The organism is Mycobacterium sp. MFM001 (assembly GCF_003402475.1).
Classification (GTDB): Bacteria; Actinomycetota; Actinomycetes; order Mycobacteriales; family Mycobacteriaceae; genus Mycobacterium.
The window spans coordinates 75,669-94,727 of the sequence record NZ_BFAB01000006.1; the positions used below are offsets into that span (position 1 = coordinate 75,669).

The 19,059-nt window shown below is 68.0% G+C and carries 18 protein-coding genes; 12 read left to right on the top strand and 6 right to left on the bottom strand.

Translation table 11 applies throughout. The features are described from left to right. From MFM001_RS12070 to MFM001_RS12090, 5 genes are all read left to right on the top strand, one after another. The gene (locus MFM001_RS12070) at positions 1-1,644 is read left to right on the top strand and encodes an ABC transporter substrate-binding protein (RefSeq protein ID WP_116375519.1); all 1,644 of its coding nucleotides are present in this window, start codon (positions 1-3) and stop codon (positions 1,642-1,644) included. Then, positions 1,644-2,159 carry an adenine phosphoribosyltransferase gene (locus MFM001_RS12075; RefSeq protein WP_116375765.1) on the top strand — a complete coding sequence of 172 codons (516 nt, stop codon included), beginning with the start codon at positions 1,644-1,646 and terminating at the stop codon, positions 2,157-2,159. The genes MFM001_RS12070 and MFM001_RS12075 overlap by 1 nt, the downstream gene beginning before the upstream one ends. 88 nt (positions 2,160-2,247) lie before the next feature. Next, entirely contained in the window at positions 2,248-4,605 is a 2,358-nt protein-coding gene (locus MFM001_RS12080; RefSeq protein ID WP_116375766.1) for a bifunctional (p)ppGpp synthetase/guanosine-3',5'-bis(diphosphate) 3'-pyrophosphohydrolase, read from the top strand. Positions 4,606-4,724: 119 nt separating this feature from the next. Next, positions 4,725-5,033 (top strand): hypothetical protein, encoded by a 309-nt coding sequence (locus MFM001_RS12085; protein ID WP_116375520.1) that lies wholly within the window; start codon positions 4,725-4,727, stop codon positions 5,031-5,033. A 30-nt stretch (positions 5,034-5,063) separates the two neighbouring features. Continuing rightward, entirely contained in the window at positions 5,064-5,792 is a 729-nt protein-coding gene (locus MFM001_RS12090) for a hypothetical protein (RefSeq protein ID WP_116375521.1), read from the top strand. Between the two features lie 7 nt (positions 5,793-5,799). Here MFM001_RS12090 and MFM001_RS12095 read toward each other — a convergent pair whose 3' ends face one another. Continuing rightward, on the bottom strand, positions 5,800-6,687 hold the full coding sequence (locus tag MFM001_RS12095) for a peptidylprolyl isomerase (protein ID WP_116375522.1): 888 nt from the start codon (positions 6,685-6,687) through the stop codon (positions 5,800-5,802). A 66-nt stretch (positions 6,688-6,753) separates the two neighbouring features. On the opposite strand from MFM001_RS12095, the gene MFM001_RS12100 reads away from it, so the two are divergent. After that, positions 6,754-7,410 (top strand): MBL fold metallo-hydrolase, encoded by a 657-nt coding sequence (locus MFM001_RS12100; protein ID WP_116375767.1) that lies wholly within the window; start codon positions 6,754-6,756, stop codon positions 7,408-7,410. Further along, positions 7,407-8,669: a histidine--tRNA ligase gene (hisS, locus tag MFM001_RS12105; protein ID WP_116375523.1), complete on the top strand. Its 1,263-nt coding sequence runs from the start codon at positions 7,407-7,409 to the stop codon at positions 8,667-8,669. The genes MFM001_RS12100 and hisS overlap by 4 nt, the downstream gene beginning before the upstream one ends. A 135-nt stretch (positions 8,670-8,804) precedes the next feature. Here the strand turns inward: hisS and MFM001_RS12110 are convergent, their stop codons facing one another. Next, entirely contained in the window at positions 8,805-10,022 is a 1,218-nt protein-coding gene (locus MFM001_RS12110; RefSeq protein WP_116375524.1) for an acyl-CoA dehydrogenase family protein, read from the bottom strand. A 57-nt stretch (positions 10,023-10,079) separates the two neighbouring features. After that, the gene (locus MFM001_RS12115) at positions 10,080-11,636 is read right to left on the bottom strand and encodes a metallophosphoesterase family protein (protein WP_116375525.1); all 1,557 of its coding nucleotides are present in this window, start codon (positions 11,634-11,636) and stop codon (positions 10,080-10,082) included. Positions 11,637-11,742: 106 nt separating this feature from the next. Between MFM001_RS12115 and MFM001_RS12120 the strand changes: the two genes are divergently transcribed. Genes MFM001_RS12120 through MFM001_RS12130 form a run of 3 tightly spaced genes read left to right on the top strand, consistent with a single transcriptional unit; the run spans position 11,743 to position 14,453 of the window. Beyond that, positions 11,743-12,528, top strand: a complete 786-nt coding sequence (locus MFM001_RS12120; RefSeq protein ID WP_116375526.1) for an aldolase — start codon at positions 11,743-11,745, stop codon at positions 12,526-12,528. A gap of 10 nt (positions 12,529-12,538) precedes the next feature. Then, positions 12,539-13,414: a dihydrodipicolinate synthase family protein gene (locus MFM001_RS12125; protein ID WP_116375527.1), complete on the top strand. Its 876-nt coding sequence runs from the start codon at positions 12,539-12,541 to the stop codon at positions 13,412-13,414. 31 nt (positions 13,415-13,445) lie between these two features. Beyond that, a complete protein-coding gene (locus MFM001_RS12130; RefSeq protein WP_116375528.1) occupies positions 13,446-14,453 on the top strand; it encodes an Rv2578c family radical SAM protein in 1,008 nt (335 codons plus the stop codon). A gap of 6 nt (positions 14,454-14,459) precedes the next feature. Here MFM001_RS12130 and MFM001_RS12135 read toward each other — a convergent pair whose 3' ends face one another. Genes MFM001_RS12135 through MFM001_RS12145 form a run of 3 tightly spaced genes read right to left on the bottom strand, consistent with a single transcriptional unit; the run spans position 14,460 to position 16,823 of the window. Continuing rightward, positions 14,460-15,335: a neutral zinc metallopeptidase gene (locus MFM001_RS12135; RefSeq protein ID WP_116375529.1), complete on the bottom strand. Its 876-nt coding sequence runs from the start codon at positions 15,333-15,335 to the stop codon at positions 14,460-14,462. Between the two features lie 34 nt (positions 15,336-15,369). Further along, entirely contained in the window at positions 15,370-15,894 is a 525-nt protein-coding gene (locus MFM001_RS12140) for an SRPBCC family protein (protein WP_116375768.1), read from the bottom strand. A gap of 47 nt (positions 15,895-15,941) precedes the next feature. Then, the gene (locus MFM001_RS12145) at positions 15,942-16,823 is read right to left on the bottom strand and encodes an oxidoreductase (protein WP_116375530.1); all 882 of its coding nucleotides are present in this window, start codon (positions 16,821-16,823) and stop codon (positions 15,942-15,944) included. A gap of 47 nt (positions 16,824-16,870) precedes the next feature. Between MFM001_RS12145 and aspS the strand changes: the two genes are divergently transcribed. Next, complete coding sequence (gene aspS, locus MFM001_RS12150; protein WP_192886935.1) at positions 16,871-18,673, top strand: aspartate--tRNA ligase; 1,803 nt, start codon at positions 16,871-16,873, stop codon at positions 18,671-18,673. After that, positions 18,660-19,052: a PaaI family thioesterase gene (locus MFM001_RS12155; RefSeq protein WP_116375532.1), complete on the top strand. Its 393-nt coding sequence runs from the start codon at positions 18,660-18,662 to the stop codon at positions 19,050-19,052. Before aspS ends, MFM001_RS12155 begins: the two co-directional genes overlap by 14 nt. The last annotated feature ends 7 nt before the right edge of the window (positions 19,053-19,059 follow it).

Consider the following 19,059-nt stretch of genomic DNA (forward strand, 5'->3'; position numbering starts at 1 on the left):
ATGGCTGCCTGGCGTCGGCGCGCTGCGGCCGTCTCTGCGGCGATGCTCGTGGCCTTGTCGCCGCTGACCGCGTGTTCGGGCAGCGCAGCCGGTCAGATCGACTACGCCGTCGACGGCGCGCTGGTCACCTACAACACCAACACGGTCACCGGCGCCGCCTCGGCGGGCGCGCAGGCGTTCGCCCGCACGCTGACCGGGTTCGGCTACCACGGCCCCGACGGGCAGGTGGTGGCCGACCACGACTTCGGCACCGTCTCGGTGGTCGGCGGCGCGCCGCTGGTGCTCGACTACCAGATCGCCGACAACGCCGTCTATTCCGACGGCAAACCGGTCACCTGCGACGACATGGTGCTGACCTGGGCCGCGCACTCCGGGAAATTCCCCGGGTTCGACGCCGCCAGCCAGGCCGGCTACATCGACATCGCCGGCATCGACTGCCAGCCCGGGCAGAAGAAGGCGCGGGTGTCGTTCGCGCCGGACCGCAGCGTCGTCGACTACGACGAGCTGTTCACCGCGACCTCGCTGATGCCGTCGCACGTCATCGCCGACGAAACGGGTGTCAACGTCACCGCCTCACTGCTGGGCAGGAACATGCCGGCCGTCGAGCGCATCGCCCAGCAGTGGAACACGATCTGGGACCTCAAGCCCGGCCTGGACACCAAGCGCTTCCCGTCGTCGGGGCCGTACAAGATCGAGTCGGTGTTAAGCGACGGCGGGGTGGTCCTGGTCGCCAACGACCGCTGGTGGGGCCCCAAGCCGATGACCAAGCGGGTCACGGTGTGGCCGCAGAAGGCCGACATCCAGGACCGGCTCAACAACGGCAGCATCGACGTCGCGGACGTCGCGGCCGGGTCGTCGGGCTCGGTGATCACGCCGGACAACTACCGGCGCACCGATGCGCCGTCGGACGGGATTCAGCAGCTGATCTTCGCGCCGCACGGCCGGTTCGCCGACACGCCGGTGCGCCGCGCGGTCGCGTCATGCACGCCGCGGGACGTGATCGCGCGTGACGCCGGGGTGCCGATCGCCAACTCCCGGTTGCACACCGCCGCCGAGGACGCCATCGCTCAGGCCGAAAACGTCCCCGAGGCAGGGCAATTCGTGAAGGCGAATCCGGACGCGGCCCGAAGCGCGCTGGGCGGGGCGCCGCTGACCGTGCGCATCGGCTACCGGGCGCCCAACGCCCGGCTGGCCGCCACCGTCGGCGCGATCGCCAAGGCCTGCGCACCGGCCGGTATCACGGTCTCCGACGTCACCTCGGACACCACCGGACCGCAGACGCTGCGCGACGGAAAGATCGACGTGCTGCTGGCCACCACCGGCGGCGCCAGCGGCAGCGGATCGACCGGCTCGCCGGCGATGGACGCCTACACGCTGCACACCGGCAACGGCAACAACCTGCCCGGCTACAGCAATGGCCAGATCGACGGGATCATCAGTGCGCTGGCGGTGTCGGCCGACCCGGCCGAACTGGTGCGGCTGCTGGCCGAGAGCGCGCCGGTGCTGTGGGCCGACATGCCGACGCTGCCGCTGTATCGCCAGCAGCGCACCCTGATGGCGTCGAAGAAGATGTACGCCGTCACGGCCAATCCGACTCGCTGGGGCGCCGGCTGGAACATGGACCGCTGGGTGCTGGTGCGGTGATTGCTGAGCTCATCGCATCGTTGACCCGGGAGATCGACGACTTCCCTACGGCGGGAATCCAATTCAAGGACCTCACCCCGCTGTTCGCCGACCATCGCGGCTTTTCCGCGGTGACCGAGGCGCTGGCCGACGTGGCGGCCGGCGCCGACCTGATCGCCGGGATCGACGCCCGTGGTTTTGTGGTGGGCGGCGCCGTCGCGGCCCGGCTCGGCATCGGCATGCTGGCCATCCGCAAGGGCGGCAAGCTGCCGCCGCCGGTGCGCGCCGAGCAATACGACCTCGAGTACGGCACCGCCACCCTGGAGATCCCGGCCGACGGAATCGAGCTGGCCGGGCGCCGCGTGGTCATTGTCGACGACGTGCTGGCCACCGGCGGGACCGTGGCGGCGGCTTACCGGTTGTTGGAGCACAGCGGCGCGCACGTGACGGCCGCCGCCGTCGTGCTGGAGCTGGCCGGGCTGGGCGGCCGCGACAGGGTTGCGCCGTTGCCGGTACACAGCTTGCGCTCTGTCTAGCCCGGCGACGATGCAGACCGGGTACCGCGATGAGGAGGAGCCGGGCAAGCATCTTGAGCGATATCCTTGGTGGTCGGAGGTGACAAACGTGGCGGACGACCAGCGCACGGCTACCCAGCCCCCCACCGAGCCGCTGCAGGTCCCCGATGCCCTGCCGGCCGAGCCCCGGATCGGGCTGAAGACCTCCACCAGCGCGTCGCGACGGGTGCGGGCCCGGTTGGCGCGGCGAATGACCGCTCAGCGCAGCACCGTCAGCCCGGTGCTCGAGCCGCTGGTGGCGGTGCACCGTGAGATTCATCCCAAGGCCGACCTGTCGATCCTGCAACGCGCCTACGAGGTCGCCGAGCAACGGCACGCCGACCAGATGCGCCATTCCGGTGACCCCTACATCACCCACCCGCTGGCCGTCGCCAACATCCTGGCCGAACTGGGGATGGACACCACCACGCTGGTGGCCGCGCTGCTGCACGACACCGTCGAGGACACCGGTTACACCTTGGCGCAGCTGTCCGAGGAATTCGGCGAGGAGGTCGGCCATCTGGTCGACGGGGTGACCAAGCTGGACCGGGTGGTGCTGGGCAGCGCCGCCGAGGGCGAGACCATCCGCAAGATGATCACCGCGATGGCCCGCGACCCGCGGGTGCTGGTGATCAAAGTGGCCGACCGGCTGCACAACATGCGGACGATGCGTTTCCTGCCGCCGGAGAAGCAGGCACGCAAGGCCCGTGAAACGCTGGAAGTCATTGCACCACTGGCACATCGGCTGGGGATGGCCACCGTCAAGTGGGAGCTGGAGGACCTGGCGTTCGCGATCCTGCACCCCAAGAAGTACGAAGAGATCGTGCGGCTGGTGGCCGACCGGGCGCCGTCGCGCGACACCTACCTGGCCAAGGTGCGCGACGAGATCGTCTCCACCCTGGGCGCATCCAAGATCAACGCGGTGGTCGAGGGCCGGCCCAAGCACTACTGGTCGATCTACCAGAAGATGATCGTCAAGGGCCGCGACTTCGACGACATCCACGACCTGGTCGGCATCCGCATCCTGTGCGACGAGATCCGGGACTGTTATGCCGCTGTGGGCGTGGTGCATTCGCTGTGGCAGCCGATGGCGGGCCGGTTCAAGGACTACATCGCCCAGCCGCGCTACGGGGTGTACCAGTCGCTGCACACCACGGTCGTCGGCCCGGAGGGCAAGCCGCTGGAAGTGCAGATCCGCACCCGCGACATGCACCGCACCGCCGAATACGGCATCGCCGCGCACTGGCGCTACAAGGAAGCCAAGGGCCGCAACGGCGTTCCACACCCGCACGCCGCCGCCGAGATCGACGACATGGCATGGATGCGTCAACTGCTCGACTGGCAACGTGAGGCCGCCGACCCCGGCGAGTTCCTGGAGTCGCTGCGTTACGACCTTGCGGTGCAAGAGATTTTCGTGTTCACCCCCAAGGGTGACGTGATCACGCTGCCCACCGGGTCGACGCCGGTGGACTTCGCCTACGCCGTGCACACCGAGGTCGGCCACCGCTGCATCGGCGCCCGGGTGAACGGGCGGCTGGTGGCGCTGGAGCGCAAGCTCGAAAACGGGGAAGTCGTCGAGGTTTTCACGTCCAAGGCGCCCAACGCGGGGCCGTCGCGGGACTGGCAGCAATTTGTGGTCTCGCCGCGGGCCAAGACCAAGATCCGCCAGTGGTTCGCCAAGGAGCGTCGCGAGGAGGCGCTGGAGGCCGGCAAAGAGGCGATGGCCCGCGAGGTGCGCCGCGGCGGACTTCCGTTGCAGCGCTTGGTTAATGGCGGGTCAATGGCCGCGGTGGCCAACGAGTTGCACTACGCGGACGTGTCGGCGCTCTACACCGCGATCGGTGAGGGGCACGTCTCCGCCAAGCACGTGGTGCAGCGGCTGGTGGCCGAACTGGGCGGCATCGACCAGGCCGAGGAAGACCTCGCCGAGCGGTCCACCCCCGCCACGATGCTGCGACGCCCGCGCAGTACCGACGACACCGGGGTCGCGGTGCCCGGCGCCCCGGGCGTGCTGTCCAAGCTGGCCAAGTGCTGCACACCGGTGCCGGGCGATGCGATCATGGGGTTCGTCACGCGCGGCGGCGGGGTCAGCGTGCACCGCACCGACTGCACCAATGCCGCGTCGCTGCAACAGCAGTCGGAGCGCATCATCGAGGTGCACTGGGCGCCGTCGCCGTCGTCGGTGTTCCTGGTGGCCATCCAGGTCGAGGCGCTGGACCGGCACCGGCTGCTGTCGGACGTCACCCGGGTGCTGGCCGACGAGAAGGTGAACATCCTGTCGGCGTCGGTGACCACGTCGAACGACCGGGTGGCAATTAGCCGGTTCACCTTCGAAATGGGCGACCCCAAGCACCTGGGACATCTGCTGGACGTCGTGCGCAACGTCGAAGGCGTCTTCGACGTCTACCGGGTGACGTCGGCGGCTTAGTGGTGGCGGCGCGCAACAAGCGTCGGCGCTTCAGTCCATAAAAGTAAACCAAAGTAGTTAATACAGGTTTTACGTACACGTAATCGGTACTTCGTTCACTGAGAGCATCGTGGGTGCCCATGGACGACCACGAAAAGGACCCGGCGGTGGTGTTGCCGTACCTCGTGGGCAGGCCACTTGCCGCCACCGAGGTCTATGAGGCGTTCGGCTATCGAAAATCGGCTTACTACAAGGCAGCTCGCGAGGGCCGGCTGATCACCGCCGACAACCTCATCAGAGCGGCCGAGTACTTCGGGCTGAATCCGGTTGACCTGCAGGTCCGTTACGGGTTGATCCGGCGCGAGGCGGTCGCCGAATACGTGGAGTCTGCATCCGGGCGACCAAGTCTGCGCGACCTTGCGCCCGACCCCGCCAAGCCGCCTGTCTGACGCTCATCGCGAGTACGTTGGAGTGTGACAATGATGTCCGCACTCATCCTCGTGACGCTGGCTGCCATCTTCTACAGTCTGTGGATCCGGCGCGACACCTGGCGCTCCCGCTGGGAAGCCGGTGCCAGCCTGAACATTGCCTTGCAAGGCTGCGCGGTGCTGCTGATGTCGCCATGGGCATCGGCGACACTGGGGCCAGTGCTGCACGGCGTATTCCGGCGCTGGAACGTGGAAGATCTGCTCGGCCACATCTGCCTCATCGTCGCGGTGACGGCGATAATCCACCACGGGCTGGCGCGGCTCGATCACGAACGTCAGCTGCGCCGCCTGTTTCGCCGACACGTCGAAATCCCACTGCGGTGGGGTATTCCACTGCTCGTGGCGGTGTTCGTCATCGCCGACGAGGGCTATCACCCCGACCTATTCCCCGCCCACGTCAGCACCGTCTGGTTCGGGGCCTACTGGCTGGTGCTGGGCGGTCTGCTCATCTACTTGTTCAGCTACGCGGGCAGGGTGATGCTGATCTTGCGGAAGGATGCGCGCTCAAGGTCGACGGTCAACCTCTACCTGATCTCGGCCGCGTTCGGGATTGCAGCGACGGCGATTCAGGTCATCACGGCCGAGCTCGGCATTGATATCACGCTGCCCGTCTGGTTGTGTGCCTGCCTGGGCGCCATCGGTTTTGCGTACGGATCCGCCCGATCCTGGCACGCGAAGGTTGCGTGGTTCACGCCCGGCATCCACCGGTCCTCTTGGTAGCCGGCGCTCAGTCCAGCATCAGCGACTTGATCGTCACCGGGGTGGCGGGTGCGCCGTCCTCGCCGCCGCCGGCAACCCCGGCCTTGGCGATCTTGTCCAGCGTGGCCAGCCCGTCGTCCTGGATGGTGCCGAAAACCGTGTACTCGGGCGGCAATTGCGAGTCCTTGTAGACCATGAAGAACTGGCTGCTGTTGGTGCCGGGCCCGGCGTTGGCCATCGCGAGCGTGCCGCGGGGGTAGACGACGGGCTGCTGCAGGGCGGGGTCGTTCGGCGGGTATTGGTCGGTCGGGTATTCGTTGGCGAACTGGTAGCCCGGGCCGCCGGTGCCGTCGCCCTTCGGGTCGCCGCACTGCAGCACGGAGAGTGTCGGCGACGTCGTCAGCCGGTGGCATTGCGTGTCGTTGAAGAAGCCCTGCTGCGCCAGGCTGGCGAAACTGTTGACCGTGCACGGCGATTTGCCGTTGTCCAGCATCAGCCCGACCTTGCCCTGATCGGTCACCATGCTGGCGCTGACCGTGGCCGGATCGGTAGGCACCTTGCCCGTCCGCGGCGGCTTGGCCGGCTTGCTGGCCGGCTCCGGCGACGGCGGGTACTGGCAGTTGGCGCCCAGTTCGGGCGACGGCTTGAACGACGGCAGCGGCGGCACTGCCGGCGCCTCGCCCGGTGCCGATGTCGTCGCCGAAGCGCTGCTGCTGGCGGGCGACGCGGTGTTGTGCTTGTGCTCGCGGTTGGTGAGCAGCACGGTCGTCACGACCGCCGCGATGACGACCACCGTCGCGACCGCTGCGCCGACGATCGCCAAAAGTCGGCGGCGGCGGGCTTGTTCGGCACGGCGTTCCAGTTGCCGTTCGAGTTTGCGTTTGGCGTTGGCACGTCGCTGTTCATTGGTCGGCACGACACCACAGTGTGCCAGTTCATGGTGAATGACTGTGCCGCACCCTGGCATGGGAAACTGGAGACCGTGTTGATCTCCGCGTTTCCGGCCGGGTTGCTGGCGTGCAACTGCTATGTGCTGGCCCAGCGGCCCGGGTCGGACGCCATCATCGTCGACCCCGGCCAGCGGGCGATGGGTCCGCTGCGGCGCATTCTCGACGAGAATCGGCTGACCCCGGCGGCGGTCCTGCTCACCCACGGCCACATCGACCACATCTGGTCGGCGCAGAAGGTGTCCGACACGTTCGGCTGCCCGGCCTACATCCATCCCGAGGACCGGTTCATGCTGACCGACCCGATCAAGGGCTTCGGCCCGCGGATCGGTCAGCTGTTCATGGCGGCGATGTTCCGCGAGCCCAAGCAGGTCGTCGAACTCGACCGCGACGGCGACAAGATCGACCTCGCCGACATCACGGTCACTGTCGACCACACGCCCGGGCATACCCGTGGCTCGGTGGTGTTCAAGGTGACCGATGACACCGACATCGTCTTCACCGGAGACACCCTGTTCCAGGGCTCGGTGGGCCGCACCGACCTGTTCGGCGGCAGCGGCCGCGACCTGATCACCTCGATTGTCGACAAGCTGCTGGTGCTCGACGACAACACCGTGGTGCTGCCCGGTCACGGCCCGAAGACCACGATCGGCGCCGAGCGCCGGCACAACCCGTTCCTGGAAGGCCTATGACCGGATTCCAGGCGCCGAAGGGCGTACCCGACTATGTCCCGCCGGATTCGGCGGCGTTCGTCGCGGTGCGCGACGGCTTGCTCGACGCGGCCCGGCGGGCCGGCTATGCCGACATCGAGCTGCCGATCTTCGAGGACACCGCGCTGTTCGCCCGCGGGGTGGGCGAGTCCACCGACGTGGTGTCCAAGGAGATGTACACCTTCGCCGACCGCGGTGACCGCTCGGTGACACTGCGTCCGGAGGGCACCGCCGGGGTGGTGCGCGCGGTGATCGAGCACGGACTGGACCGCGGCGCGCTGCCGGTCAAGCTGTGCTACGCGGGCCCGTTCTTCCGCTACGAACGGCCGCAGGCCGGTCGCTATCGTCAGCTGCAGCAGGTGGGAGTGGAGGCGATCGGTGTCGACGACCCGGCGCTGGACGCCGAGGTAATCGCGGTCGCCGACGCCGGTTTTCGGTCCCTGGGGCTCGACGGCTTCCGGCTGGAGATCACCTCGCTGGGCGACGACACCTGCCGACCGCAGTATCGGGAACTGTTGCAGGACTTCCTGTTTCAGCTCGACCTCGATGCGGAAACCCGCCGTCGCGCCGAGATCAACCCCATGCGGGTGCTCGACGACAAGCGCCCCGACGTCAAAGCCATGACCGCCGACGCCCCGGTGATGCTCGACCACCTCTCCGACGTCGCCAAGCAGCATTTCGACACGGTGCTCGCCCACCTCGACGCGCTCGGGGTTCCGTATGTGATCAACCCGCGGATGGTGCGCGGACTGGACTACTACACCAAGACCACCTTCGAGTTCGTGCACGACGGCCTGGGGGCGCAGTCGGGGATCGGCGGCGGCGGCCGCTACGACGGGCTGATGAAAGAGCTTGGCGGACAAGACTTGTCCGGCATCGGATTTGGGCTCGGCGTGGACCGCACCTTGTTGGCGCTGAAAGCCGAGGGCAAAACCGTCGGTGCTGCGGCCCGCTGCGACGTGTTCGCGGTGCCGCTGGGGGAGCAGGCCAAGCTGCGGCTGGCGGTGCTGGCCGGACAGTTACGGGCCGCCGGGGTGCGGGTGGATCTGGCCTACGGCGACCGCGGCCTCAAGGGCGCTATGCGCGCGGCCGACCGGTCGGGCGCGCGTGTCGCGCTGGTGGCGGGTGAGCGCGACATCGAGGCGGGCACCGTCGGCGTCAAGGATCTTGCGTCGGGCGAGCAGGTCGACGTCCCCGCCGATGCCGTTGTCGCCGAAGTCCTTTCCCGCCTGCGCCCTTAGCCGCGGGCGAGGGCGCGGGAATCGACTGTGAACTGATGGCTTTCAGTGTGCAACCAGGGCGGCCAGATCGCGAAAATGCCGCCCTACGTTCACTTTCGGCGCCAAGGATTCACACTCGCGCCAAAGGGGTGGGGCTCAGGTTCGGCTGTGCTTGACCTGGTTGAACGGCACCCCGCGATCGGCGGCGTATTCGCGGGGAAAGCCCAGCACCCGTTCGCCGATCACGTTGCGCGCCATCTCGGTGCTGCCGCCGCCCAGCGCCGCGGTCTGCCGGGACAGATAGCGCTCGCCCACACCGAGCAGCTCTCCGACGACACCTGCGGTACCCGCGATCTTCAAAGCGGTGTCGACCTCGAGTTCGATGGCCTCGGCGTGGAAGAGCCGGATCAGCGAACCGGCCGACGCCGGCAGCGAGCCGTCCAGCACGCCGCGGTAGACGTGATCGATCAGCTGATCGCGCACCGCACGGTGCACCAGCGCCCGGCCCGCCGCATCGCGAACATGCTCGGAGTCGCGCCCGATCGCCCGGGCCAGCGCGACGTAGTCGGGCGGGTGGTCCTGGGCGTTTTCGCTGCCGGTCCCGCTGGCGAACTCCGAGCCGCCGCCGACCGCGCGTCGCTCGTGGTAGAGCTGTCGTGACGCCACGTCCCAGCCCCGGTCGACCTCGCCGACCACGTCGTCGTCGCTCAGTTCGAGGTTGTCGAAGAACTCCTCGCAGAACTCCGTCGACCCGTTCACCTGGGTGATGCGGCGCAACGTGATCCCCGGGCTGTCGATGCGCGCCAGAAACATCGTCAGGCCGTCGTGTTTGGGCACGTCCCAATTGGTGCGCGCCAGCAGCAGCCCGTAGTCGGCGGCGAACGCGCCGGTGCTCCACGTCTTGGCGCCGTTGACGATCCATTTGCCGTCGCGGCGCTCGGCGCGGGTGATCACCCCGGCCAGATCCGAGCCGCCGCTGGGTTCGGAGAGCAGCTGGACGAGCACCTCGTCGCCGCGCAGCGCCGCCGAAATGTGTTGGCGCTTCTGCTCTTCGCTGGCCGTGTCGAGAATGGTGGCGCAGCAGATCGTGAAGGTCGGCGTGTTGAGGATCAGCGGCATTTCATAGCCGAGGCATTCGACGTCGAACGCCTTCTGATACTCGATGTCCAGCCCCAGCCCGCCATACTCGCGGGGGAAACAGATCCCGGCGAATCCGCCGTCGTAGAGCCGGCGCTGCAATTCACGGGCCCGCTGCCACGACGCTTCCTCGCCGCGGTCGGCGAACGGCGGGTTGTCCGGGTCGATGCGCGGCATGTTGTCGGCCAGCCACGCCCGGGCGCGCTCGGCGAACTGGGCCACTGATTCTGTCGGCATGCGACGCCTCTCGAGAGTGTCATTCGTCTAAAGCGGAAATGACATTACCATCGCTGGTCACGAGCCACCGCGGGGCTTGGTGAGCACGAACTTCTCCACCACCGTCATCGCGCCGAACGGCCCGGTCACCGCATAGTGGGTCGCCGTGATCGACGTATTGCCGCCCGGCGATCCCGGGTCGACGTCGAATGCCACGAAGCCGTACGGATTGTCGCGGTCGCGAAACGCCGACCAGGGCGCGTCCTCGGTCACGTAGATCGGCGCCTTGCGGCCGCGCGCCGGGTCGAATCCGTCGACGCCGGTCAGCACCCGGCAGCGCGGGTGCGGGAAGAACATCGTGTTCGACGGCGCCGACGTGCCGCCGCCGCCGATCACCACGTGCACGGTTCCCTTGCTGGTGTCTATCACGTCGGCGCGGGTGTCGACGGTAATCGGTGTGTGGGTCTCGTTGTCCACTGTGCCGCGCACTGGGTGTGAGCGTTCGTAATGGTGCTCGTGGCCGCACACCACCAAATCGACTCCGTAGCGGTCGAACAGCGGCAGCCATTGCTGGCGGATTCCGAGGTCGGCGCCGTTGGTCCGGTCGGCGGTCGAGATCGCCGTCTGGTGCATGCACACCACCACCCAGTCGACGTCCGAGTCCCGGCGCGCGTCGGCGAGTTCGTTTTCCAGCCAACGACGTTGCGCCCCACCGGAATAGCCGTGCACATAGAAGTTTCCGCCGTCCTGGAAGCAGACGTCGTCGTTGGACAGGCTGATCACCCGCACCGATCCGGCGGTGAACGAATACCACAGCCCGCGCAGCTCGGCGTCGGCTCCCGAGTCGGGCAACGCGAAGAACGCCTGATACGCCGCGAAGCCGACCGGGCCGTTGCCCAGCTCGTTTTCGTGATTGCCCACCGCCGGCATCCACGGCCGGTAGCGTGTCGAGCGGGTGTTGTTCTCGAACCAGTCCGACCAGCTGCGAACCCGGTCCGTGGCCAGGTTGGCGTAACACAGGTCGCCGTTCACGAGGTGGAACAGCGGACCGATGCGTTCGATCGCGGCGGTGGTGTCGCCGGCGGCCGGCGAGCCGAGGTTGTCGCTGGTATAGCTGTTGCCCATCCGCCTGCCGAGCGTCGGGGTGGCCTGGTCGCCGAAGCTGGTGAACGACAACGGCTTCCGGCCCGACGGAGCGGTGCGCATCGTGCCGAGCTCCGGGCCGGTGCCGTCGTGCACGGCCGCGTACACGTACTCGGTGTCGGGTGCCAGGTTGTCCAGCACGGCGTGGTTGACGCGAACCTCGGTGCGCGACTTGGCATCCCGATAGGTACGGGTCTGGGCCGGCACGGTGCGGCCGAAGCCCGACGTCGGGGTGCCGACCATCACCCGCGGGTTGTGCACCGGGTCGGTGGTGTGCCACGACACCACCACCTCGCGAGAGGCGTGCTTGCCGAATTGCAGATGCAAACCGCCCACCGGCGGCGCGCCGCTGCGATCCGGCTGCGTCCACAGCGCGGGACCCCGTGACTGCAGCAGCGTGGCCGCGGCACCGCCCACTCCCACACCGAGGATCGCGGCCGTGCCCGTCGTCAACACCGTTCGTCGGCTGATGCCGCCGGGTTCTTCGCTCACTCCTGTTTCTTACCGGACCCGGTCGCCGAGTGTGGGCTTGATGCACGCACCACGCGGCAAACCCGTGACGCAACCGCACACTCGGCAGCTGAGTAGCCTGGCAGATATGGCCACCACGTTCACTGATTCCAAGGCCGACTTGATGCAGCGCGCGCAGGACGCGCTGGCCGCCAACGTCGGCGAGTCGGGATTGACCACCCGCCAGAAGCTGGCGTTGACGTGCCGGGCGCTGTTCGACGCCGGCCACGACTCGGGGCTGGCAGGACAGATCACCGCGCGGGCCGAAGAGCCCGGCACCTACTACACCCAGCGGCTGGGGCTGGGGTTCGACGAGATCACCGACGCCAACCTGTTGCTGGTCGACGAGGACCTCACCGTGCTCGACGGCGACGGAATGGCTAACCCCGCCAACCGTTTTCACAGCTGGATCTACCGCGCGCGGCCCGATGTGGCCTGCATCGTGCACACCCACGCGTTCCACTGTGCGGCGCTGGCCATGCTCGAGGTACCGCTGGTGGTGTCACAGATGGACACCACCCCGCTCTACGATGACTGCGCGTTCCTGGCCGACTGGCCGGGAGTTCCCGTCGGCAACGAGGAGGGCGAGATCATCAGCGCCGCCCTCGGCGACAAGAAGGCAATCCTGCTGGCGCACCACGGCCAGGTGGTGGCCGGCGCCAGCATCGAGGAGGCCTGCTCGCTGGCGGTGCTCATCGAGCGGGCGGCCAAACTGCAACTGGCCGCTATGGCCGCCGGCACCATCAAGGAACTTCCGGAGAAACTGGCCCGCGAGGCGCACGACTGGACGCTGAGACCCGAACGCAGCCGGGCGAATTTCGCCTACTATGCCCGCCGCGCGCTGGCCCGCCACCCCGACGTCTTGACCAGCTGAGGAGCCTGCAGTGCCCGACATTCACGGCATCATCGCCTACCCGGTCACCCCGTTCGACGCCAGCGACGCCATCGACGCCGCCGCGCTGTCCACGCTCGTGGATCGACTGGTGGGTTCCGGTGTGCACGCGATCGCCCCGCTCGGCAGCACCGGCGAACTGGCCTACCTCGACGAATCCGAGTTCGACACCGTCGTCGACACCACGATTGCGGCCGTCGACAGCCGGGTGCCTGTCGTAGTCGGCGTGTCGGATCTGACCACCGCCAACACAATTCGGCGCGCGCAATACGCCGAGAAGGCCGGCGCCGACGCCGTGATGATCCTGCCGGTGTCCTACTGGAAGCTCACCGAACGCGAGATCGTGGCGCACTACACCAGCATCGGCGAATCGATCGGGATTCCGATCATGGCGTACAACAACCCGGCCACCAGTGGCATCGACATGAGCCCGGAGCTGCTGGTGAAGATGTTCGAGACGATCGACAACCTGACCATGGTCAAGGAGTCCACCGGCGACCTGTCGCGCATGCAACGCATCGACAAGCTCAGCGGGGGCGAGCTGCCCTTCTACAATGGCAGCAACCCGTTGGTGCTGGACGCGCTGCGGGCCGGGGCTTCTGGATGGTGTACTGCCGCACCATGTTTGCGGCCGCAGCCCTGCATCGACCTGTACGACGCGGTGCGCGCGGGCGATCCCGACAAGGCGCAGAAGATCTACGACGAGCTCAAGCCGCTGCTGGAGTTCATCGTCGCGGGCGGGTTGGCCACCACCGTCAAGGCTGGCCTGGAACTGCTCGGCGCCGGTGTCGGAAATCCGCGACGGCCGCTGTTGGCACTCGATGACGACGGGCGAGCCAAGTTGCGGGAGTTACTCGCCAACGCTTGACTTCTATCCGAACATCCGTTCGAATTGATGTATGCGGTGGGACCAGCAAGGGATCGCCGTCGACGACGGTGCGCTGCCTGGCCTAGAGCGCATCGGGTTCGTCCGCAGCGTGCGCACACCGCACTTCGACGGGATCACGTTTCACGAGGTGCTGTGCAAGTCGGCGCTGAACAAGGTCCCGGACGCGTCCGCATTGCCGTTTCACTACACCGTCAATGCCTACCGGGGCTGCTCGCACGCGTGCCGCTATTGCTTCGCCCGTCCCAGCCACGAGTACCTGGAGTTGAACTGCGGCAACGATTTCGACACCCAGATCGTTGTCAAGACCAACGTCGTCGACGTGTTGCGCCGTGAGCTGCACCGCAAATCCTGGCGGCGCGAGACCGTCGCGCTGGGCACCAACACCGACCCCTACCAGCGCGCCGAGGGGCGTTATGCGTTGATGCCCGGCATCATCGGGGCGCTCGCCGATTCGGGTACCCCGCTGTCGATCCTGACCAAGGGCACGCTGTTGCGCCGCGACCTGCCGCTGATCGCCGGGGCCGCCGCACAGGTGCCGGTGCGGGTGGCTATCTCGCTGGCGGTCGGCGATCCCGAGTTGCACCGGGACGTCGAACCCGGGACGCCCAGTCCGCAAGCCCGGCTGGGACTGATCACCGCGATCCGCGACGCCGGTCTGGACTGTCACGTGATGGTGGCGCCGGTGCTGCCGCACCTGACCGACTCGGTCGAGCACCTCGACGACCTGCTGGGCCAGACCGCTGCGGCGGGAGCCACTGGGGTCACGGTGATGGGACTGCACCTGCGCGGTTCGACGCGGGGCTGGTTCATGTCGTGGCTGGCGCGCACTCACCCGGAGCTGGTCGCCCGGTATCGCGAGTTGTACCGCCGCGGTGCCTATTTGCCGCCGCACTACCGCGACGAGCTGCAGGCCCGTGCGGCACCGCTGATCGCGAAGTACCGGCTGGGCGGTGATCGGCGCCGCCCCGCTGAGCCGGCTCAGGTGGCCGCCGCACCCCTGCAGCCGACGCTGTTCTAGCGGGGGCTATCCCAGCGCGCCGCGGAAGGTGTCGCACTGGTTGGGGTCGCCGGTCTGGTAGCCGACCGTGAACCAGTGCTGGCGCTGCTCGGACGACCCATGCGTCCACGACTCCGGGTTCGTGCGCCCGGTTGCCTGCCGCTGGATGCGGTCGTCGCCCACCGATGCCGCCGCCGACAGAGCGTCCTGAATGTCTTTGTCGCTCAACGGTTCCAGGTACGGCACGCCGGTGCTCTCCTGCTTGGTGATCGACGCGTAGTGCGCCCACACACCGGCGTAGCAGTCGGCCTGCAGCTCGGTGCGCACACCGTTGCCGCCGGCGCCTTGCGCGCCCTGCTGGGCGCGGCCGAGGTTGCCCTGCAGATTCTGGACGTGGTGGCCGAACTCGTGAGCCACCACGTACTCCTGCGCCAATGGCCCACCGCTGGAACCGAATTGGTCGACGAGCACCTGGAAGAAGTCGGTGTCGAAGTAGGCGGTCTGGTCCACCGGGCAGTAGAACGGCCCCACCTCGCTGGTGGCCGATCCGCAGCCGGTGCCGACCTGTCCGCTGAACAACCGCACCCGCGGGCGGGTGTAGCCGCGCATCAGCTGTTTCCAGACGCCGTCGACGGAGTTGCCGGTGGCCACCACGCGGCACTGCACGTACTTGTTGGCGTCGGAGCCGGTCCGGCATTTGTTCAGATCGAACCCCGGCGCCACATCCTCGCGGGTGTTCACCGTTTGCTGGCTGAGCACGTTGCCGGGGTCGACACCGAGCAGCATGGCCACCACGACGATCACTAGTCCGCCCAGGCCGCCGCCGATCGCAATCCCGCGACCGCCACCGCCCGACGACGAGGTGGTGCTGGTGTCGATCTGCATACCCTCGTTGAAGGTCATCGCGCGCTCCGTTGCATCTCGGTGGGGGCTTGCTTCAGCTTTCCACAGCGCGGTCCGGCTTGCCCGTGGTTGCGGCGAAGCGAGCGTTGGTGTAGCTGCGCAGGTTGGCCAGGAACCGCCGCAGCATCCAGTTCATGACCGGGCGGCCCAGGAACAGACCCAGCCGCGCCACACCGAGCGGCTTGATCGCCATGGTCCAGGTCAGCCGACAGCCTGCGCGTGTCGGTTCGACGCGGTAGTCCTCGGCGAACGCGCCAAGGCTGCGCGTCGAGCATTCGTTGAACCGAAAAGCCATGCGGGTGAACGGTTCCCAGACCAAGTACTCCTCGTCGCCGACGATGCCGCCTCGCATGTGCACGATGCGGGTGGTGCCCACGCCGCGCGGCTCGGGGCTGGTCCAGGTCACCTTGGTGATCACCGATGCCCAGCGTGGCCACGATTCGGCGTCGGCGAGGACTTCGAAGAGCTGCTCGGGTGTGATTGCCAGGTCGACGCTGTTGGCGAACCGATACGGCGCGGTCTCGGTGAAGCTTGCGTCGACGCGTTCGCAGGGAAACATTTTCGGCACGGGCACTCCTTGGGGTGGAATCGGGCAGGGGATCGAAGTCAGCCCGGCCCGTCGCTGGCGGCGGCCAGCAGCGGGACCAGGATGTCGCTGATCGGCGTGGGGATGCCGTGACGGCGGGCCTTGCGGATGATCACGCCGTTGCGCACTTCCCATTCCAGCGGGCGACGGGCCTCGCGGTCGGCAAGCATCGAGGTGCCCATGTCGGCGGGGGCGCGGCGGAACATCTCGACCATTTCGTCGACCACTTGCTCGCTCAGGTGGGCGTCCTCGGCGTGCGCCACCGCCAGGCATTCGGCCAGATAAGCGCGCGACATCGCGGCCACGTCGTCGCGGCGGAACATGCCCGAGCGCCGTCCGGTCAGCACCATCAGCCCGGCCAGCGCGTTGACCAGCAGTTTGCGCCACAGCGCGGTGGTGAAGTCGGGGTCGCAGTCCACCATGCAGCCTGCGCCGCGCAGCAGCTCGGCGACCGTCTGCGCCGCCGGTCCGGTGGGCAGCACCAGCCGGGCTTCGGTGCGCAGCCGCACCCACCCGTTGGGCTCGGTCTCGGCGCTGTACCAGACGATGCCGGGCACCACCGCCGACGACGGGCAGTGCGGCTGCACCTGCTCGACCTGCTCGATGCCGTTTTGCAGCACCGCGACGATCGTGTGCTCGTCGCACAGCGGGGACAGCCAGCCGGCGGCCTGGTCGTTTTGGGTGGCCTTGACGGCCAGTACCACCACGTCGACCGGGGCGTCGATCTCGCCGGGGTCGGTGCAGACCGGCCCGGGTACCACGATCGGATCGCCTTCGTCGGGCCGCAGCTCGATCCGGTCGCGCGCGGTGCGCCCGCACAACAACACGCGGTGACCGGCGGCGTGCAGCAGCGCAGCGACCGTCGTACCGACCGCTCCGGGACCTACCACGGCAATATGCATGACGATCGTCGAAACTACCCGCTCTACACTGGGCAGTCGTTCCCACCATTTCCAGAGGAGTATTCGTGCTGCGCACTCACGCCGCAGGTTCGTTGCGCGCCGCCGACGCCGGCCAGAAGGTGACGCTGGCCGGCTGGGTGGCACGCCGCCGCGACCACGGCGGGGTGATCTTCATCGACCTGCGCGACGCGTCGGGGGTATCGCAGGTGGTGTTCCGCACGGCCGACGTGCTCGAGCAGGCGCACCGGCTGCGTGCCGAGTTCTGCGTCGCCGTCGAAGGTGTCGTCGAGATCCGCCCGGAGGGCAACGCCAACCCCGAAATCGCCACGGGTGAGATCGAACTCAACGCCACGTCGCTGACCGTTCTCGGTGAGTGTGCGCCGCTGCCGTTCCAGCTCGACGAGCCCGCCGGCGAGGAGGTCCGGCTCAAGTACCGCTACCTCGACCTGCGCCGCGACGGCCCGGGTGCGGCAATTCGGTTGCGCTCCAAGGTGAATGCCGCCGCGCGGGAAGTGCTGGCACGCCACGACTTCGTCGAGATCGAGACGCCGACGATGACCCGCTCCACCCCGGAGGGCGCGCGTGACTTCCTGGTGCCGGCGCGGCTGCAGCCCGGATCGTTCTACGCGTTGCCGCAGAGCCCGCAGCTGTTCAAGCAGCTGCTGATGGTGGCCGGGATGGAGCGCTATTACCAGATCGCCCGGTGCTACCGCGACGAGGATTTCCGCGCCGACCGCCAGCCGGAATTCACCCAGCTCGACATGGAGATGAGCTTCGTCGACGCCGACGACGTCATCGCCGTCTCCGAGGAAATCCTTGCCGCGCTGTGGACGCTGATCGGATACGAGCTGCCCCGGCCGATTCCGCGGATCACCTATGCCGACGCCATGCGCCGATTCGGGTCCGACAAGCCCGACATGCGTTTCGGCCTGGAGCTGGTGGAGTGCACGGAGTTCTTCTCCGACACGCCTTTTCGGGTGTTCCAGGCACCGTACGTCGGCGCGGTGGTGATGCCGGGCGGGGCGTCACAACCGCGGCGCACGCTGGACGGCTGGCAGGACTGGGCCAAGCAGCGCGGGCACAAGGGGCTGGCCTACGTGCTGGTGGCCGACGGCGGCACGCTGGGCGGGCCCGTCGCCAAGAACCTGTCCGACGCCGAGCGCGCCGGTTTGGCCGCCCACGTCGGCGCCAAACCCGGTGACTGCGTGTTCTTCTCGGCAGGTCTGCCGAAGCCGTCGCGCGCGCTGCTGGGCGCGGCTCGCAACGAGATCGCCAAGCGGCTCGACATGATCGACCCCAACGCCTGGGCGTTCGTCTGGGTGGTCGACCCGCCGTTGTTCGAGCCGGCCGACGAGGCGACGGCCGCCGGTGAAGTCACCGTCGGCGGCGGTGCGTGGACCGCCGTGCACCACGCGTTCACAGCGCCCAAACCGGAGTACGCCGAGCGCATCGAGACCGACCCGGGGGCCGTGCTGGCCGACGCCTACGACATCGTCTGCAACGGACACGAAATCGGCGGCGGCTCAATTCGTATCCACCGCCGTGACATTCAGGAGAAGGTGTTCGCGGTGATGGGCCTCGACAAGGCGCAAGCAGAAGAGAAGTTCGGATTCCTGTTGGAGGCGTTCACGTTTGGCGCGCCGCCGCACGGCGGCATCGCATTTGGCTGGGACCGGACCAACGCGCTGCTGGCCGGCGCCGACTCCATCCGCGAGGTGATCGCATTCCCGAAGTCCGGCGGCGGCGTCGACCCGCTGACCGACGCGCCGGCGCCGATCACCGCGCAGCAGCGCAAGGAAGCCGGCATCGACGTCGTGCCGCCGCCCAAGGGTAGTAATGGAACCCGGTGACCTCGCCTCGGCCATCCCATTGGCGGCGACCCTCGGGATCGAGGTCGGCGAGGTCACGCCGCAACGGGTGACGGCGACAATGAATTGGGCCGAGAACCTCTGCACGACAGGCGGAATCCTGCACGGTGGAGCGCTGATGGCCTTCGCCGACACGATCGGCGCGATCTGCGCGGTGGCCAACCTGCCGCCGGGCGCCGGCACCGCGACAATCGAGTCGAAGACGAACTTCTTCCGCGCCGTACGCTCGGGTGCCGTCACCGCCATCAGCGAGCCGCTGCACGTTGGCCGGACCACGATCGTCGCGCAAACCAATCTCGCCGACGACCGCGGCAAGTTGGTCGCTCAGGTCACTCAGACGCAGGCAGTGCTGACGGAATAGGACTCGC

Excerpts from the sequence above, each read along its gene's own strand:
- MFM001_RS12070 (WP_116375519.1), top strand. The coding sequence starts at position 1 with ATGGCTGCCTGGCGTCGGCGCGCTGCGGCCGTCTCTGCGGCGATGCTC.
- MFM001_RS12085 (WP_116375520.1), top strand. The coding sequence starts at position 4,725 with ATGGACGACCACGAAAAGGACCCGGCGGTGGTGTTGCCGTACCTCGTG.
- MFM001_RS12090 (WP_116375521.1), top strand. The coding sequence starts at position 5,064 with ATGATGTCCGCACTCATCCTCGTGACGCTGGCTGCCATCTTCTACAGT.
- hisS (WP_116375523.1), top strand. The coding sequence starts at position 7,407 with ATGACCGGATTCCAGGCGCCGAAGGGCGTACCCGACTATGTCCCGCCG.
- MFM001_RS12110 (WP_116375524.1), bottom strand. The coding sequence starts at position 10,022 with ATGCCGACAGAATCAGTGGCCCAGTTCGCCGAGCGCGCCCGGGCGTGG.
- MFM001_RS12120 (WP_116375526.1), top strand. The coding sequence starts at position 11,743 with ATGGCCACCACGTTCACTGATTCCAAGGCCGACTTGATGCAGCGCGCG.
- MFM001_RS12130 (WP_116375528.1), top strand. The coding sequence starts at position 13,446 with ATGCGGTGGGACCAGCAAGGGATCGCCGTCGACGACGGTGCGCTGCCT.
- MFM001_RS12135 (WP_116375529.1), bottom strand. The coding sequence starts at position 15,335 with ATGACCTTCAACGAGGGTATGCAGATCGACACCAGCACCACCTCGTCG.
- MFM001_RS12140 (WP_116375768.1), bottom strand. The coding sequence starts at position 15,894 with ATGTTTCCCTGCGAACGCGTCGACGCAAGCTTCACCGAGACCGCGCCG.
- MFM001_RS12145 (WP_116375530.1), bottom strand. The coding sequence starts at position 16,823 with ATGCATATTGCCGTGGTAGGTCCCGGAGCGGTCGGTACGACGGTCGCT.
- MFM001_RS12155 (WP_116375532.1), top strand. The coding sequence starts at position 18,660 with ATGGAACCCGGTGACCTCGCCTCGGCCATCCCATTGGCGGCGACCCTC.